The organism is Aromatoleum toluclasticum ATCC 700605, from assembly GCF_000378245.1.
Taxonomy (GTDB): Bacteria; Pseudomonadota; Gammaproteobacteria; order Burkholderiales; family Rhodocyclaceae; genus Aromatoleum; species Aromatoleum toluclasticum.
Window position 1 is genome coordinate 142,618 of the sequence record NZ_KB899501.1, and the last position, 13,233, is coordinate 155,850.

20 protein-coding genes are annotated in these 13,233 nt (G+C 65.6%); 1 reads left to right on the top strand and 19 read right to left on the bottom strand.

What is annotated here, in order from left to right; translation table 11 throughout:
* Positions 1-23: 23 nt before the first annotated feature.
* From F464_RS28925 to F464_RS30005, 19 genes are all read right to left on the bottom strand, one after another.
* Positions 24-275: a P-loop NTPase family protein gene (locus F464_RS28925; protein ID WP_018991266.1), complete on the bottom strand. Its 252-nt coding sequence runs from the start codon at positions 273-275 to the stop codon at positions 24-26.
* Positions 272-748, bottom strand: coding sequence for a hypothetical protein (locus F464_RS0118155; RefSeq protein ID WP_018991267.1), 477 nt, complete (start codon positions 746-748; stop codon positions 272-274). The genes F464_RS28925 and F464_RS0118155 overlap by 4 nt, the downstream gene beginning before the upstream one ends.
* Entirely contained in the window at positions 745-2,316 is a 1,572-nt protein-coding gene (locus F464_RS0118160) for a DNA cytosine methyltransferase (RefSeq protein WP_018991268.1), read from the bottom strand. Before F464_RS0118160 ends, F464_RS0118155 begins: the two co-directional genes overlap by 4 nt.
* The gene (locus F464_RS0118165; protein ID WP_018991269.1) at positions 2,313-3,359 is read right to left on the bottom strand and encodes a DUF5131 family protein; all 1,047 of its coding nucleotides are present in this window, start codon (positions 3,357-3,359) and stop codon (positions 2,313-2,315) included. Before F464_RS0118165 ends, F464_RS0118160 begins: the two co-directional genes overlap by 4 nt.
* Positions 3,356-4,342, bottom strand: coding sequence for an RNA-directed DNA polymerase (locus F464_RS0118170; protein WP_018991270.1), 987 nt, complete (start codon positions 4,340-4,342; stop codon positions 3,356-3,358). The genes F464_RS0118165 and F464_RS0118170 overlap by 4 nt, the downstream gene beginning before the upstream one ends.
* Entirely contained in the window at positions 4,339-4,596 is a 258-nt protein-coding gene (locus tag F464_RS28930) for an H-NS family nucleoid-associated regulatory protein (protein WP_018991271.1), read from the bottom strand. The genes F464_RS0118170 and F464_RS28930 overlap by 4 nt, the downstream gene beginning before the upstream one ends.
* A gap of 278 nt (positions 4,597-4,874) precedes the next feature.
* Positions 4,875-5,756 (bottom strand): four helix bundle protein, encoded by an 882-nt coding sequence (locus F464_RS0118180; protein WP_018991272.1) that lies wholly within the window; start codon positions 5,754-5,756, stop codon positions 4,875-4,877.
* Positions 5,757-5,797: 41 nt separating this feature from the next.
* Positions 5,798-6,709, bottom strand: coding sequence for an SUMF1/EgtB/PvdO family nonheme iron enzyme (locus F464_RS0118185; protein ID WP_018991273.1), 912 nt, complete (start codon positions 6,707-6,709; stop codon positions 5,798-5,800).
* 61 nt (positions 6,710-6,770) lie between these two features.
* On the bottom strand, positions 6,771-7,463 hold the full coding sequence (locus F464_RS0118190) for an SUMF1/EgtB/PvdO family nonheme iron enzyme (RefSeq protein WP_018991274.1): 693 nt from the start codon (positions 7,461-7,463) through the stop codon (positions 6,771-6,773).
* Positions 7,464-7,485: 22 nt separating this feature from the next.
* Positions 7,486-8,808, bottom strand: a complete 1,323-nt coding sequence (locus F464_RS0118195; protein ID WP_018991275.1) for a hypothetical protein — start codon at positions 8,806-8,808, stop codon at positions 7,486-7,488.
* Positions 8,805-9,029: a hypothetical protein gene (locus tag F464_RS0118200; RefSeq protein WP_018991276.1), complete on the bottom strand. Its 225-nt coding sequence runs from the start codon at positions 9,027-9,029 to the stop codon at positions 8,805-8,807. The genes F464_RS0118195 and F464_RS0118200 overlap by 4 nt, the downstream gene beginning before the upstream one ends.
* Positions 9,030-9,123: 94 nt before the next feature.
* The gene (locus F464_RS0118210; protein WP_018991278.1) at positions 9,124-9,354 is read right to left on the bottom strand and encodes a hypothetical protein; all 231 of its coding nucleotides are present in this window, start codon (positions 9,352-9,354) and stop codon (positions 9,124-9,126) included.
* Positions 9,355-9,366: 12 nt separating this feature from the next.
* Complete coding sequence (locus tag F464_RS0118215; RefSeq protein ID WP_198292290.1) at positions 9,367-10,218, bottom strand: hypothetical protein; 852 nt, start codon at positions 10,216-10,218, stop codon at positions 9,367-9,369.
* A gap of 3 nt (positions 10,219-10,221) precedes the next feature.
* On the bottom strand, positions 10,222-10,482 hold the full coding sequence (locus tag F464_RS0118220) for a hypothetical protein (protein ID WP_018991280.1): 261 nt from the start codon (positions 10,480-10,482) through the stop codon (positions 10,222-10,224).
* Positions 10,479-10,775 (bottom strand): DUF7673 family protein, encoded by a 297-nt coding sequence (locus tag F464_RS28935; protein ID WP_018991281.1) that lies wholly within the window; start codon positions 10,773-10,775, stop codon positions 10,479-10,481. Before F464_RS28935 ends, F464_RS0118220 begins: the two co-directional genes overlap by 4 nt.
* Complete coding sequence (locus tag F464_RS0118230; RefSeq protein WP_018991282.1) at positions 10,772-10,975, bottom strand: hypothetical protein; 204 nt, start codon at positions 10,973-10,975, stop codon at positions 10,772-10,774. The genes F464_RS28935 and F464_RS0118230 overlap by 4 nt, the downstream gene beginning before the upstream one ends.
* A gap of 1 nt (position 10,976) precedes the next feature.
* Positions 10,977-11,258 carry a class II aldolase/adducin head domain-containing protein gene (locus F464_RS0118235; protein ID WP_018991283.1) on the bottom strand — a complete coding sequence of 94 codons (282 nt, stop codon included), beginning with the start codon at positions 11,256-11,258 and terminating at the stop codon, positions 10,977-10,979.
* Between the two features lie 141 nt (positions 11,259-11,399).
* Positions 11,400-11,909: a hypothetical protein gene (locus tag F464_RS31065; RefSeq protein ID WP_018991284.1), complete on the bottom strand. Its 510-nt coding sequence runs from the start codon at positions 11,907-11,909 to the stop codon at positions 11,400-11,402.
* 14 nt (positions 11,910-11,923) lie between these two features.
* Positions 11,924-12,667 carry a S24 family peptidase gene (locus F464_RS30005; protein WP_198292291.1) on the bottom strand — a complete coding sequence of 248 codons (744 nt, stop codon included), beginning with the start codon at positions 12,665-12,667 and terminating at the stop codon, positions 11,924-11,926.
* Between the two features lie 77 nt (positions 12,668-12,744).
* Here F464_RS30005 and F464_RS28945 point away from each other — a divergent pair, with 77 nt between their 5' ends.
* The gene (locus F464_RS28945) at positions 12,745-13,122 is read left to right on the top strand and encodes a helix-turn-helix domain-containing protein (RefSeq protein WP_018991286.1); all 378 of its coding nucleotides are present in this window, start codon (positions 12,745-12,747) and stop codon (positions 13,120-13,122) included.
* The last annotated feature ends 111 nt before the right edge of the window (positions 13,123-13,233 follow it).

The following is a 13,233-nucleotide window of genomic DNA, read 5'->3' on the forward strand; positions in this document are numbered from 1 at the left end:
GCCCGCTTGCCTTGGTCGTTCTGTCACCGCCCGTCCCGTATCTGCGCGATCGCCGCTTCATAGCTGACCACGCGTCGAGCACTGCGAAGGTGTTCCGGGGGTTCCTGATTCGTGAGATAGAGGGTGCGGCCTGCCTCGAACCTGGGTAGATCGGTCGTGCGCGGGTAGGCGCACTCAGCGTCGTCGACGACCCGCTCCATCTTGAAATGACGGCGCAGCGCTTCGGCGTTTCTGCTCTTTCCGCAGCCCTGCGGCCCATGGATGATGATGCTCATGCTTGTTGCTCCAGTTTTTCGAACTCCCACCCGATCTCGGTCGTCCTGATCGCGCTCAGGATCGCGCCGTCGGGCAGGGACGGCAGCCGCTTGATCGTCCGCTCGAACTCGTCGCGGGCCTGCTCCACCAGGCGCGGGGTGATTTCCTGATCGCGCTCCAGGCGATCTGCCAGCACGCCCATGTGGTACAGGCGAATTTCCGCCGCGAGGTGGCCCCAGCAGTCGATCCAGCCGCGGATCGCGGGGGCGATCTCGCACCATTGCGCCTGCTCGGTAATCGTCGTGTCTATCTCTGGCATGCGCATTACAGCTCGGCCGTCGATCTCCATGACTTCGCCCGACATCAGCAGCGCGAAAAGCTCGCGCATCGGGCGCGCGATCACGTCGGCCTTGCGGGCTTTCTCGGCGCGGTGGATGCCTGCGGCGATCAGAGGGTGCAGACCTTCACGGCGATTAGGGTTGCGGCGCTTCATGCTGCTTTCTCCATCTGGCGAACTTCCTTGCGGCTGTAGGCGATCATTTCGGGGACGTTGGCGCGCACCAACGCGGCGGCGAGTGGCGGGCTGACGCTGTTGCCGCACATGCGCACCTGGGCGTGCTTCGGCAGGCGCCGGTCGTTGATGACCGGAGCGAACACGTAGCTCGCTGGGAAGCCTTGCGCGGCGTAGAGCTCGTGCGGTTCGAGCATGCGCATGCCAATGTCGGCGATCGCGTATTGCTCGCCGGCGACGGTCACCAAGCCGAGGCGGTCCTTCGTCGGGATCGTGTGCATCGGGTCGCGGCAGTCCTGATCCTGGCCGCCTTCGCTGTAGTACTTGACCAGGAAGGCGCGGACCTCGGCGTGATGGGTGCCGCCTGCGCTGACCGTGTGCAGGGGTTCGTCCGTTCCGGCGGCGCTGCTGGTACCGCGCAGCTTCACCATGTTGGACGTGACGAGGTGGTGATGGTCCTGCGTGGTCAGGGTGCTGATCGGCGATTGCAGCGGCCAGCCCGGTGTCTCGTTGCCGCCGTAGTGCTTGGCGAGGAAGGCAGTGACCAAGGCGTGCTTCTGGCCGTCGACGGCGGTGCCGAGCGGCTTGTGCAGGCCCGGTACGCGCGGGGCCTGGCCGGGGCGTTCGCCGTAGCCCGTCTGCACCAATGTCGGAACGCAAAGCGCGTGCCGGGCCTCGCTGGTGACGGTGGTCATGGGGGCCGATGAAGCCCACGCGGCGCTGTCACCGCTGCCGCGATGATCGATGCCAACGATGAACGGTTGCGCCGTCTCGATCACATACCGCCGAATCCCGCGCGCGATGCGCCGCAGCGTCGCCTCGGCGAGCGGCTTCCTACGCTCGAAAATGCTCGGGCAGGGGATTGTCCAGTCGATGCACTCCGCGGCCGTGCGCCACGGCTTGCGGTGGCCGGCTTTCACCTCTGGCGAGCTGGGCGCGCCGTGCGTCGGCGCCGGCCAGACGATCGGGTTGCCGTCGCAGCGGGCGATGAGGAAAAGGCGTTTGCGGATCGTCGGCGCGCCATAGTCGCAGGCGCGCAGCTCGCGGTGCTCGACGGCGTAGCCCTTCTCCTGCAGCTGCCGGATGAAGCTGCGAAAGGTTTGGCCCTTGCGCACGGGGCAGGGATGGCCGTCGGCGGTGAGCGGGCCCCAGGTGCGGAACTCCTCGACGTTCTCGAGGATGATCACGCGCGGCCGCACGAGCGCCGCCCAGCGCTGGACGATCCACGCCAGGCCGCGGATCTTCTTCTCGCGCGGCTTGCCGCCCTTGGCCTTGCTGAAGTGCTTGCAGTCCGGGCTGAACCACGCGAGCCCGACCGGGCGGCCCTGGGTGGCTTGGAGCGGATCCACATCCCACACGCTTTCGCAGTGGTGCTGCGTCTGCGGGTGGTTGATGTGGTGCATCGCGACGGCTTCGGGGTCGTGGTTGATCGCGATGTCGACGTGCCGACCGAGCGCGAGCTCGATGCCGCAGGACGCACCGCCCCCGCCGGCGAAGTTGTCGACGATGAGTTCCTGTTGCAGGTCGAGGATGAACTGGTCGCGGATCACCGGAAGGCCTCCGGGTATGCGTCGTGCAACACGCCGTCAAGCAGTCGGCCGGCGAGCTTCTTGCCGACCTTCTGCATGTAGCAGTCATCACCATCGCAAGCGTTCGCAAGATCACGGCCATTGCGGCCTGCGCCGGTAAGGCGGATGCACGGCCATTTCGTTGCGCTGGGGTCGATTTCAGCCGCCGCTTGTCCGCAGGTCAGCGTGTGATAGCAGTCGCTGCGCGGCGCCCACTCGCCCCACTGTTTGAACAGGAACGTCACGCCGGCCACCGCACACTGGTCACGCAGGGTACGGGCCCACTGCGGATGCATTGGCCGCGACTTCGGGCCGGATTCGCCGCCGACGACTACCCAATGCAGTCCGTAGTTGAGGCCATCTCGGCGCTGACCGTCCGGCTGCTGCAGGAGGCGCAAATCCACTGACCCGAGAAGCGGCTCGGCACTGATCCAGCGCACGGCGGATGGCGTATCGAGCAGCAGCGGGATGCGTGCCGCGGCCGTTTCCTGGTCCTCGATGCTGACGCCAAGCCAGACGTTAGGCAGCGGCCACGCGGAGAACACGCTGACGAGATTCCCGGGTTCTCCGACGTGCGAGATGTTGGCATACCGTTGTGGCTCCATGCTTTCAGCGATCATGTCGCCTGCTCGGGCCCAGTCATCGCGCCGCGCGCTCGACGACAGGTAGTCGCGCATCCGCTCCGGACGTTTCGTCAGCACCTGGTACGTGTGATGGGGAGTCAGTGCCATGGCCGCAAACACCCGGTCGATGAAAGCATCGGGTACATCCGAGTGGAACAGGTCAGACATAGAATTGACGAAGATACGGCGCGGCTTGGTCCAGCGCAGCGGGAGCGCAATCACGTCATCGTGGCACTGCACGTCGGTGAACTTCCGGCCGAAGTAGCGCGTCGACTTGTTTGCCGACAGCCGCGCCCAGTCGCGCTCGGCGTAGCAGTGTTTGCAGCCGGCAGAAACCTTGCTGCACCCGGTCACCGGGTTCCATGTGGCATCGGTCCATTCGATGCCGGTCGAGTCGCTCATCGTGTCGCTCCTGTGTGCGTGAGCATCGCCCGGTAGGACGTCAGCGATTCCGTCCGGTCGATGCCCTGGGTTTCGTGTTGGCGCAGCCGGTGGTGGTAGCGGCTGCGGATGTATCGGCCGGCGCTGAGGTGGTTCTGCCAGACGACGTATCCGAGGAAAGGAATGCCGTCGGCGACCGGAGCGAGCCGCACCTTGCGGGGGTGGATCACCAGGCCGTCGGCGGAGAGGTGCTCGACGATCGCGGTGCACATGCGGCGAAGTTCGTCACGGTCGGGTCCGAGCAGGACCATGTCGTCGACGTAGCGGATGTAGTGGCGCACGCGCAGCGTCTCCTTCATCCAGTGATCGAAGTCGTTCAGGTAGATGTTCGCGAAGAGCTGCGACGACAGGTTGCCGATGGGCATGCCCTTCGCCGCGGTCTGGTGGTACGGGCTACCGGTCGGGAAGAGCGCGTCGTAGCGGTCGTCGGTGCGGAAGGAATCCACCAGGTCGGTGATCAGCTGCCGCAGATCGTGGTCGCCGACGTAGCGCAGCACGCGCGCCTTGAGGCGGTCGTGGCGGACGGCGTAGAAGTACTTGCTGATGTCGAGCTGCAGCACCCAGCGTGCGTCCTGCGCGCGGGCGAACTGGGCGAGACGGGCGACGGCGGCATGGGTGCCGCGCTCGGGCAGGTTGCCGTAGGTGTCGTGGATGAAGCGCGGCTGCCAGATCGGCAGCAGGTACTCGTAGAGCATCCAGTGCACGATGCGGTCCTTCATCGGCGCATCGACCACGTCACGCCACTTCTTCTCGCGGACGGTGAATGTCTTGTACGGACCGAAGGTGTAGCTACGGCTGCGCAGGCGCTGCTGGATGGTGGCGAGGTAGCGCAGCGGGTCTTCGGCGAATCGCTGGATGCGGATGCACCGGCCCTTGTTCCGGCGGGCCTTGAGCCAGCAGGCGAAGAGGTTGTCGATGGTGGTGAGGTCGGCGAAGGTGGTCATTCTGCCGCCGACAGTTCGTGGAGCGTACCGCCATTCGCGAGCCAATCCCGCACCCAGGCCGGACGCTGGCCTCTGCCGCTCCACGTCATGACAGGGAGCCCCCCGTTCTTGAGCAGGTAGATCGGCTGGCCTTTCTTGAGCAGTCCGCGTGATCTCAGCCGTTTCAGGCTGTCGTTGCCGATGAAGGGCAAGCAGCGCTGTCCCGCGATGCATACGGGCGGGAACAGGAGCGCGAGCTGGTCACCGTGTTCCACCGCGGCACCCGTAGGCCCCGCGGCGGTTCCCGGTTGGGCGCTGTTGCGCCGTGCTTTCGGAGCGGGGGCCCCGGGAAGCGCTCGACCAAGAAGGGACCTCCCGTCGGCGGTGCCGACGTCCAGGCCGTGAATCCTTGGGTCAGCGGAAGCCGACGTTGTCGTTCTCGTTGTCGGGCCAGTCGTTGTTGAGGTTGAACACGCCGGCATTCGAGTTCGAGTCCCAGTAGCCGCCCCGGATGAGGGCGTTGCCGGACCTTCCAGAGCGCTCCCCTTGTCGGTCATGGCTGCACCTGCTGGGCTTTGAGAAGGCCGCCCACCAGCCGGCCAAGCTCGACGGCTGAGCCCGCGCGGTGCTCGAAGTTGAGCTTGAGCGGGCTCAGGCGCGGGGCCTGGGTGAGGTAGTGCTTGAGGAGGTCGACGTCAGCCGACAGGGCGCGCAGCAGCGCCGGCTTGTTCTCCTCGAGGCCGAAGGCGAACACGGCGCGCATGATCCGCGCCATCGTCGCGCGCAGGGTTTCGCCGTAGGTGGTGCGCACGTCGCGTGGCATCTTGATGACGTCCTGCAGGAGCACGGTGTCGAGGTCCTGGGCGTGGCTCTTGAGCTTGAATCCGGCGGTGTCAGGATTGGTGAGCAGGTGCTTGGCGGCGGCCTTGTTGAGTTCGCCGCGCTGGCGCAGGTCGGCGATGGTGTCGCGGATGAGCTCGTCCGTGACGGTGGCGAGCACCGAGGCGTTGCCGGACGGCTGCTCGGACACATAGACGGTGTGGCCGTTCGCCTGGGTGCCGAGCGCGACGACGTAGGGGATGCCGAACTCGGCGACCATTGGCCACAGGCGGCGCTTGAAGTTGCCGGCGGGGAAGCCGACGCGCAGGTGCGGATCGGTAGCGGTGCCGACGAGTTTGAGTTTGTAGCGCTTGAGAATGTTGAGCGCGTAGGCGCTGCGGTCGTAGCCGTGCAGGAACTTGCCGGCCTGCACCAGGATCAGGTGCCCTGGGTGCTGCGCCTCGAGCTTGGCGGCGATCGCCGCAACCGGGTCGGCCTGCCCGAGGCCGACTTCGATGCCGCGAAAGGCACGAATCGAGAACTCGGTTTGCTCGGTGGTGGTGGGGTGGGTGTCGTGCATGGTGTCGAGCGGTTGGGGTGCTGTGCGGCCGGTCACCGCTTACGCAGTGACCGGAGACCAGGGTTCAGAGACCCGCGTTACTTGGTGCAGCGGAAGCCGACGCTGCCGCGCTCGTAGTCGGGCCAGTCGTTGCTGAGGTAGAACACGCCGGCACGCGAGCGCGAGTCCCAGTAGCCGCCCCGGAGGAGGGCGAAGCCGGACCAATTCGCGCCGTCCTGCGGTCTCCAGCCCATACCCTTCTCGAGTGACGGTAAGGGCGCCGTGGTCAGGCTGATCGAGTCGGCCGCGATGCGCGTTGTCAGGCCCTGTTCGTCGCCCTGCACATCGTCGAAAACCCACGTGAAGGCGTTGCCGGCGAAGTCGTAGATGCGTTCGCCGTTGCTGAGCAGGTGCCAGCGGCGCTCGTCGGGGTCTATCGGCTCAAGGCTCGACCCTTGCGCGGCGCTCACGCTGCCCTTGCGCAGGCCCTGATAGATCGACCCTTCGCCGACCTTGCCGCCGGTCCAGTTGATGTCCTGCTGCGCGATGTCGTGCGCGATGGCGAGTGCCTGCGTCTCTGTGATGAGGCGCGTGTCGGCGCGTTCGCAGGCGGCGCGGGCATCGTGGTAGTTGATCTCGACCCACGGCGCGCCGTCCTTCGACTGGCTGCACAGGTACTGGCTCGCCTGGAAGGCCGGCACGACCAGGCCGGAGGGGAGCGTTGTCTCGGGAACAGTAACGAAGGCGCCGAGCTCGATGCGGTCGATCTGTGCGAGCAGGTCCGCAGCGAGCTGCGGATAGTTGTCCTCGCAGGACTCGGCATAGGCGCGCAGTGCGGGCTTGGCGTGCGGATCGTGGTCGAGATCGAGGACGAAATAGCGCGCGCCGTGGCGATCGCCGCCGGGGGCGTCACGGCCGTCGACGCGGCTGACGTTGAACTTGTGAATCAGGCCCTGCTCGGTGGCGGGCGTCGCGGGGTCGCGTTCGGCGAATGCGGTGGCTTTTTGCATGGCGAATTCCTTGTGCTGAGAGGGTCCGGTCACCGCTGACGCAGTGACCGGAGACCGGGGATCAGAGACCAATGGGCTTGGTGCAGCGGAAGCCGACGATGTCGTACTCGCGGTCGGGCCAGACGTAGCTGAGGCGGAACACGCCGGCAAGCGAGTCCGAGTCCCAGTAGCCGCCCCGGATGAGGGCGTAGCCGGACCAATCCGCGCCGGCCTGCGGGCGCCAGCCCATACCCTTCTGCATCCGCTCGAACGGCGCCTTAATCGAGGGCGAGGCCTCGGCGAAGGGGTGTGCGACGACGCCTTCCTCGTCGCCCTGCAAGTCGTCGAAGATCCACTGATAGACGTTGCCGTTGAGATCGCAGATGCGCTCACCATTGGAGAGCGTCAGCCAGCGGCGCTCGCTCTCGTCGGTGGGCTGGTAGGTGCCGGGCTGCGCCTCCTCGACCATCCAGTTGCGCAGCCCCTGGAAGAGTTCGCCCTCGCCGACGGCGCCGCCCGTCCAGTTGCAGGCCTGCGCAGCGACGTTGTGCGCGATCGCGAGCCATTGGCGCTCGGTGATGAGCGCGAAGCCCGCGGCCTTGCAGTCCTCGATCGCGGCGCGGTAGTTGATCCGCACCCAGGGCGTGCCCTCGGCGGTGACGACGGCCTGGCCGTCCTTGCTCCGGCTGCAGGCGTACTGGCCGACCTGAAAGGCCGGGACGATGGTGCCGTCGGGGAGCGTGGTTTCCGGGACGGTGATGAAGAAGTTGTGCATGATGTCCTTCTCGGGTGGTGGATCAGTTGGCGTCGGTCCATTCGGCGCCGCGCTTGGCGGTGCCGAGGGGGATCAGTGCAAACACGTCGGCGCGCTCGGCGCCGTTGCGTACGGCAGCGACGGCGGCCTCGCGGACCTTCTCGGGCTTGGTGACGACGCGCGGGCGTCGCTTCGGGATACGAATCAGGTAGGCGGATGCGGCGTCGAGTACGTCGACCGCGGGATCCCCTTGCGCCATGTTCTCGACGGTTCGGGCAAGATTGACCAACAGGGTTGCGGCCTGCTGGGCGAGTTCTACCTCGGTCATGTCCGACGGGTCGATATCGCCCGAGAACGGCGCGAGGAGCTCGCGGATCGTGTCCAGATCCTGCATGGAGCGCGTCAGGGCGCCGGTCGTGTCGATGCGCTTTTGCTCCGCTGTCGAGAGTTCGGCACGCAGGGACACAACGACGCTCGACTGGTTGAGCAGCTCCGCGTCCTTGTCCTTGTACTGCTGCGCCAGTTCGTCGCGTTCTGCTTCGGCCTTGGTGGCGCGGGAAACAAGCATGTCGCGCAGCTCGATCTGCCGTGACAGGTGGCCGGCCAGCCCTGCCGGGTAATCTCCGATCTCGTATCGCTCGCAGATCTCGTGGAAAAGCGCGAGCTGCTCGGCGGCGCACTTGAGTCGCTCCATATCGTCCTCCGCACCTGGTGCTGCGGTTGGCGCCACAGCGGCCGGGGCGGGTTCCTGGCCGGCGCCGGCCTCGGGTACTGCGGCGAGGACTATTGACTCCCCCGATCCGTCGCTGCCGGTGTTTTCACCCACCTCCGGCTGGGGCGGTGCAATTGCCTTCGGATCGAAAAGCCGATTGAAGCGTTCGCCCTCGGTGCGAGCCTTGCGCACCGTCCCGGCGCTGAGCATCGGGGCAACCAGCTGCTCGACCGCCGGAACGGTGCATTCGCACGCTTCGGCCAAATACTTCAGCGTCGGTCCGATCGCTGCAGTCTTGCCGGCGATCGCTGTGCGGATGATTTCGCGGCGCTGCTCGGCGCGTTCCGTTTGCCGCGTAGGGGCGGGCGGCGTCTCCGCCCTGCGCGGCGCAGCAGTGATCGCGCCTTGTTCGCCCGAGAGAATCACATCCAGCGGCCGAGCCAGCCAATACCGCATCTCGCCCTTGCGCTGCTCGCACTCGACATCACCATCTGTGCGCATGACGTTCAGCGCGCCGACGATGCGGCTCGGGTATTCCGCCTGTCCGCAGGTCGCCGCAATCGCCTTCACTGTCGATTCAGGTTCCGCGTCCAGGTGGCGAGCGATCTGTTCGCGCAGCGGCGCGAGGCTGGTCGTGGGGTGCTTCGCGTTCATGCTTGCTCCGGGAAAGTGGCGACGAGCTGCTCGACGGCGGCCAGGCCTGCCGCGAACACCGCGTCGGTAATGGTGTTTTCGTCCATGGCGGGATTCACGCCGCGCCAGCGGGCGACGAGGACTTCAAGGCGAACAGCGTCCGCGTGCGACAGCACGGCCGTCACCGGCACAGCGACACGCTCGTCGACGAGCAGCGCGTCCGCCGCAATCACGTCGCTCACGCCGCCACCTCGCGCAGATCCCCCACGGCCTGCGCCACCAGCAGGCCTACCAGCAGGCAGGCAGCGCAGATCAGTGCGGTCAGGGTCAGGAGGTTCATGCGGCCAGCAATCCGGCCTTGCTGGCCCGGTCGATGCGGTTGGCGATGTCGATTGCCGACTCCCCGATCTCCGCGTCGTAGCGGCGCAGCGCCTGCTCCACGGCGCGCTCCTGCGCTGCGATGGTTTCCTTCGCGTTCTCGCGCATCTCCTCGAGTCGTGCCGTCTCGATCATCAGGCGGCGGCGCAGGCGGTGGCGGGTCAGGGCTTGGATCAGTCGGAGATTCATGGCGCGGTCCCCTCAGTCGTAGATGCCATAGCTGAATTCGTCGGCGTCGCAGTCAATGACTAGCGTCGCATTGCCGAAGTACAGCGAAGCGAGGATGCGTTCCCACCCTGTTCTGATCTGCATGTCGACAGCGACCTTCTTCTCGTCGATCTGCGCGGAATAGACGCGCCCGATCCGGGTGGTCGTCTTCCAGGGGCCTTCGCCTTCTGTGCGCTCACCATTGATGGACACGTGAAGAGCGTGGGAAAGTTCGTAGTCGCGTCGCGGCGCGCGGGCCGACGAGTAAGCGCTTTGATCCCGCTTGTATTCGGCCTCTGGCTTCTGGTCGAAATAGATGTGCAGGAATTCGGTGCTGCCGCTCGTTCCGTCTTGGAAACGGATCTCCGGGTGCTCCCAGTGATTCTCAGCGGCCTCTTGCTTGTGTTGCTCGATGAACACCTCGAACAGCTTGCGCAGCGACACCTCCCCCGTGATGAACTCGGGCGACATGACCTCGTCTATTGCCGCTGTTGCGCGCTCGAGCATCGTGCTTTCGACGGCTGCCTGGTGCCAGCGCTGTTTGAGGGACTCCGAGATCAACGCGTTGTATCGCGTAAGCTCGAATACGTTGCTGACATTGGCCGGCATCGCGGCGGTGATCGCCTCTTTGACGGCTTTGCCCATGTCGCCGTAACTGCGGAAGGCGTCTTCGATGACCGCTACGAACATTTTCTCAACGGCTGCATCGAGGATCTCGCGCGGCCGCTCGCCGTCGGCGAACATCGTCACGCGCTCGGTGAGGAGCTGCTGAAGGGTTTGCGGTTCGTTGCTCATAATGGACTCCAGTGGCTGGGCGGCGATGGCCGGATACGGTTCAAGCTTCATGGCTTAGGCCTCCTCGGTGGTGTGGCGGGGGACGCCCAGTTCGGCAAGGGCATCCGAATAGAACTGCTGGCACGCCGCGTCCGCCTCAGCGCGGATCGCGGCGGCGGTCGATTCGGGGAGCAAGCCGCAGAAGGTCAGGGCCGACAGCACTGCATAGGCCTCGTGGTCCATGTGGCCGTCGCGCGCCTGGCGCAGCATGTTCGTGCGGGTGGTGGAAGCCAGAAACGCGGCGCGCGTGGTGGCCTCGTCGAGCGTGATGGTCATGCCGCCCTCCGGTCCTTGATGCGCCAGTCGTCGGCCAGCTTCTCGAAACGCGCTCCCGGCACGCCGAGCAGCTCGTGCACTTCTGCTTTCGGCGTGTTGTCCATCGCCAGTACCGCAAGGCAGTCGCGGAAGATTTCCGTATCCAGGCCGCGAAAATCCGTCATGTCGAACGGAAACCGGCGCCCGTTGTAAAGCCCGAGCAGGAAGGCCGCGACGATTCGGCATTGCCCGCTATGGCCGTTGGCGAGCTGCCACAGCCGCTGCAGTGCCTCCATTTGCTCCGGTGTGCTCATGTCCGTTCTCCGTTCGTGTTCTCGATCCACTTCCCCGCCGCGATCCGCTCGGCACGCTTCGCCGTCCTGCGCTGCTCGCGTTCGCGCATCCAGTGCGCCAGTTCCAACGTCGCTCGCAGGGCCGGTTCCGTCGTCGCCGTCTCCAGGCTGATCCCGAGGGCGGGAAACGCGCTGCGCTGGTAGGCGGCGGCGATGTCCATCTCAGCGCCTCGCGCGCCCTTTCGGCGGCGCCGTCACCAGCCCGGTCGGGCTCGTGTGCACCACCAGGTGGCCATTCGCCTGCCAGAAGTTGCGGTGACACTGGATCGCCACGTTCCACGCCTCGCGGGCCACGGCGTCGCCGGCCTCGATCACGTTGCCGTCCTCGTCCAGCACCGCCAGGCGGGCCGGGCGACCGTCGCGAGTGGTCACCGTCATGCCGGTCGTGGCCGACCCGCTGATGACGGTGTGCGCGAGGGTGTCTGTGGTGGGGGTGCCGATCATCGTGTTCTCCCGTGCCTATGGGTTAGGCGATGGGAGAAATTTATACGAGCGCGTATAGGAATGTCAATACGCGAACGTATAACTGTGCATAAGAAAAAGCCCGCGCGAGGCGGGCGTCTGCTTTGTTTCGGTCTGGCCGGGCTACTGCTCTAGGCTGTCCCGGCGCTTTCGCATGTCTTCGAGCCGTTGTCGATCAGCGGCGGCCTTGGTGTTGTAGCGCTCGGTCACGGCCTGCATCTCTTGCGAAATGCTCGCTTCCCATGTCGCTCCCGCGAGATTGTTGTTCGCATAGCGCTTCCGGTTGCGCAGCGCGTCAAGTTCCGCGTCCATGCGCTGCTGGTCGGAATCCATCGCCCGCTCGAGCTGATCGATGTCGTACGTGATGGCGCGCAGCTGCCGTTCGCGCTCGTATTGGTCGAGCAACGCTTTTTCCTTGCTGGTCGTGCTGGCCGCAGCAGATGCTCCTGTGGTGGCAGTTCTCGAGCTGCCGGCGGCGGGCCGCGCGTCGATGGGCTTGCCAGCCCCGCTTGCGCAGGCGTGGTCCTGGTATGCCATCCTCCCATCTGGCTGGGAACACTTGTAGACCTGTGCGGTGGCGGCACAGCTCGCCGCCATCAGTAGCACCGCAGCAACCGCTTTCCCGTAGGTCATGCTTCTGTTCTCCGTCAGAACTTTTCCGAGCGCCACGCCATCAACACCCGTCCGAGCACCTGGACCTCCATGTCGGGCGTGATCGTCCAGGTCTCGTACTCGGGGTTGGCCGACTTAACCAAGTACCCGCGCCCGGGGATGCGCTGGATTCGCTTGATGTAGCCTTCACTGCCGACCCTGAAGAAATACACGGCGTCCGCTTCGATCTTGCGCACGCCGATATCGACCAGCAGCGGATCGCCGGGGTTGTAAAGCGGTCGCATGCTGTCACCGAACCCGGTGACGATGCAAAGGTTGCGCACGCCCGTGCAGTGGGGCACGTTCTTCGTCAGCCATTCCGGGGTCACGTGCCAATCCTTGATCACCCCCGGTTGGTCGGCGAGCATCAGTCCGTCGTTGCCCATTGCGCCCGACACATCGTACTGCGGGATTTCAACACTGTCCTGCACCTGCGCTGCATATTCCGCCCGGTTGTCTCGCACTTCGTTTGAGGTCGGCAATTCTCCCCCATTGCTCGTTGCGTGACCATTCGGCGAAGGTGATACGCGTCGGGCGTCGCGGTACAGGTCATCCACGGTCAGGTGGAAGAACTTCGCGATCTTCTCGACGCTCTCGCGCTTGGGGTCAAGCGATTCGCCGTTGTAGATGCGGGCGAGGGTCGGTTGGTTCATGCCCATGTCTTTCGCGATGGCATTGACGCTCGGATAAGAGCGCGAGTCCAACAGCTGGTCGATTAGGCGGGCGACGATCTTGTGCACTGTCATCCCCAAACTATGCACGCGTGAATTAAACGCGTGCGTATTGACCGCGTTATACGGCGTCGTATAATGAGATCATGACTACCGTACAAGACACCATCCTCAAGCTGCGTCAACGCGGACTGTCCCAGTCCGAGATCGGGCGCGCCGTTGGTATTCCGCAGCCGCGCATCTCCCGATGGGAGAGCGGGGACGTTCCGGATCCTGTCGAGGATGGGCTTCGCCTCGTCGAGTTTCTGAACCGCCTGGAGCGGGAGTCGGAAAGGGGTGATCACCCGCCACCATCGAAGCCACGCCCCCTGCCCGAATCTGGTCAGGGGGCGAAGCTTGGGTGTCAGACCGCAGATCCGGCATCGACCGACGATGCGGTGATGATCGCCGCGGCGCGGCAGGGCGACGGGAAGGGAACGGTCGAGGGTGATTGCGGGCGCGATGGGATCGTTCCGTGCGTCTAGCGGATCCCGCTCAACCGGCGGACGGCCGCGATCACAGATTGAAGATGGCCGGTCATCAATGCGCCGAGCAGATCTGAGAGTGCAGTTCGCGTTCGTCGTCGTTTCACGGCG

Excerpts from the sequence above, each read along its gene's own strand:
- F464_RS0118170 (WP_018991270.1), bottom strand. The coding sequence starts at position 4,342 with ATGACCACCTTCGCCGACCTCACCACCATCGACAACCTCTTCGCCTGC.
- F464_RS0118155 (WP_018991267.1), bottom strand. The coding sequence starts at position 748 with ATGAAGCGCCGCAACCCTAATCGCCGTGAAGGTCTGCACCCTCTGATC.
- F464_RS31065 (WP_018991284.1), bottom strand. The coding sequence starts at position 11,909 with ATGACCTACGGGAAAGCGGTTGCTGCGGTGCTACTGATGGCGGCGAGC.
- F464_RS0118215 (WP_198292290.1), bottom strand. The coding sequence starts at position 10,218 with ATGAAGCTTGAACCGTATCCGGCCATCGCCGCCCAGCCACTGGAGTCC.
- F464_RS28935 (WP_018991281.1), bottom strand. The coding sequence starts at position 10,775 with ATGAGCACACCGGAGCAAATGGAGGCACTGCAGCGGCTGTGGCAGCTC.
- F464_RS0118185 (WP_018991273.1), bottom strand. The coding sequence starts at position 6,709 with ATGCAAAAAGCCACCGCATTCGCCGAACGCGACCCCGCGACGCCCGCC.
- F464_RS28925 (WP_018991266.1), bottom strand. The coding sequence starts at position 275 with ATGAGCATCATCATCCATGGGCCGCAGGGCTGCGGAAAGAGCAGAAAC.
- F464_RS0118210 (WP_018991278.1), bottom strand. The coding sequence starts at position 9,354 with ATGAATCTCCGACTGATCCAAGCCCTGACCCGCCACCGCCTGCGCCGC.
- F464_RS0118220 (WP_018991280.1), bottom strand. The coding sequence starts at position 10,482 with ATGACCATCACGCTCGACGAGGCCACCACGCGCGCCGCGTTTCTGGCT.
- F464_RS28945 (WP_018991286.1), top strand. The coding sequence starts at position 12,745 with ATGACTACCGTACAAGACACCATCCTCAAGCTGCGTCAACGCGGACTG.
- F464_RS0118165 (WP_018991269.1), bottom strand. The coding sequence starts at position 3,359 with ATGAGCGACTCGACCGGCATCGAATGGACCGATGCCACATGGAACCCG.
- F464_RS0118235 (WP_018991283.1), bottom strand. The coding sequence starts at position 11,258 with ATGATCGGCACCCCCACCACAGACACCCTCGCGCACACCGTCATCAGC.
- F464_RS0118230 (WP_018991282.1), bottom strand. The coding sequence starts at position 10,975 with ATGGACATCGCCGCCGCCTACCAGCGCAGCGCGTTTCCCGCCCTCGGG.
- F464_RS0118190 (WP_018991274.1), bottom strand. The coding sequence starts at position 7,463 with ATGCACAACTTCTTCATCACCGTCCCGGAAACCACGCTCCCCGACGGC.
- F464_RS0118195 (WP_018991275.1), bottom strand. The coding sequence starts at position 8,808 with ATGAACGCGAAGCACCCCACGACCAGCCTCGCGCCGCTGCGCGAACAG.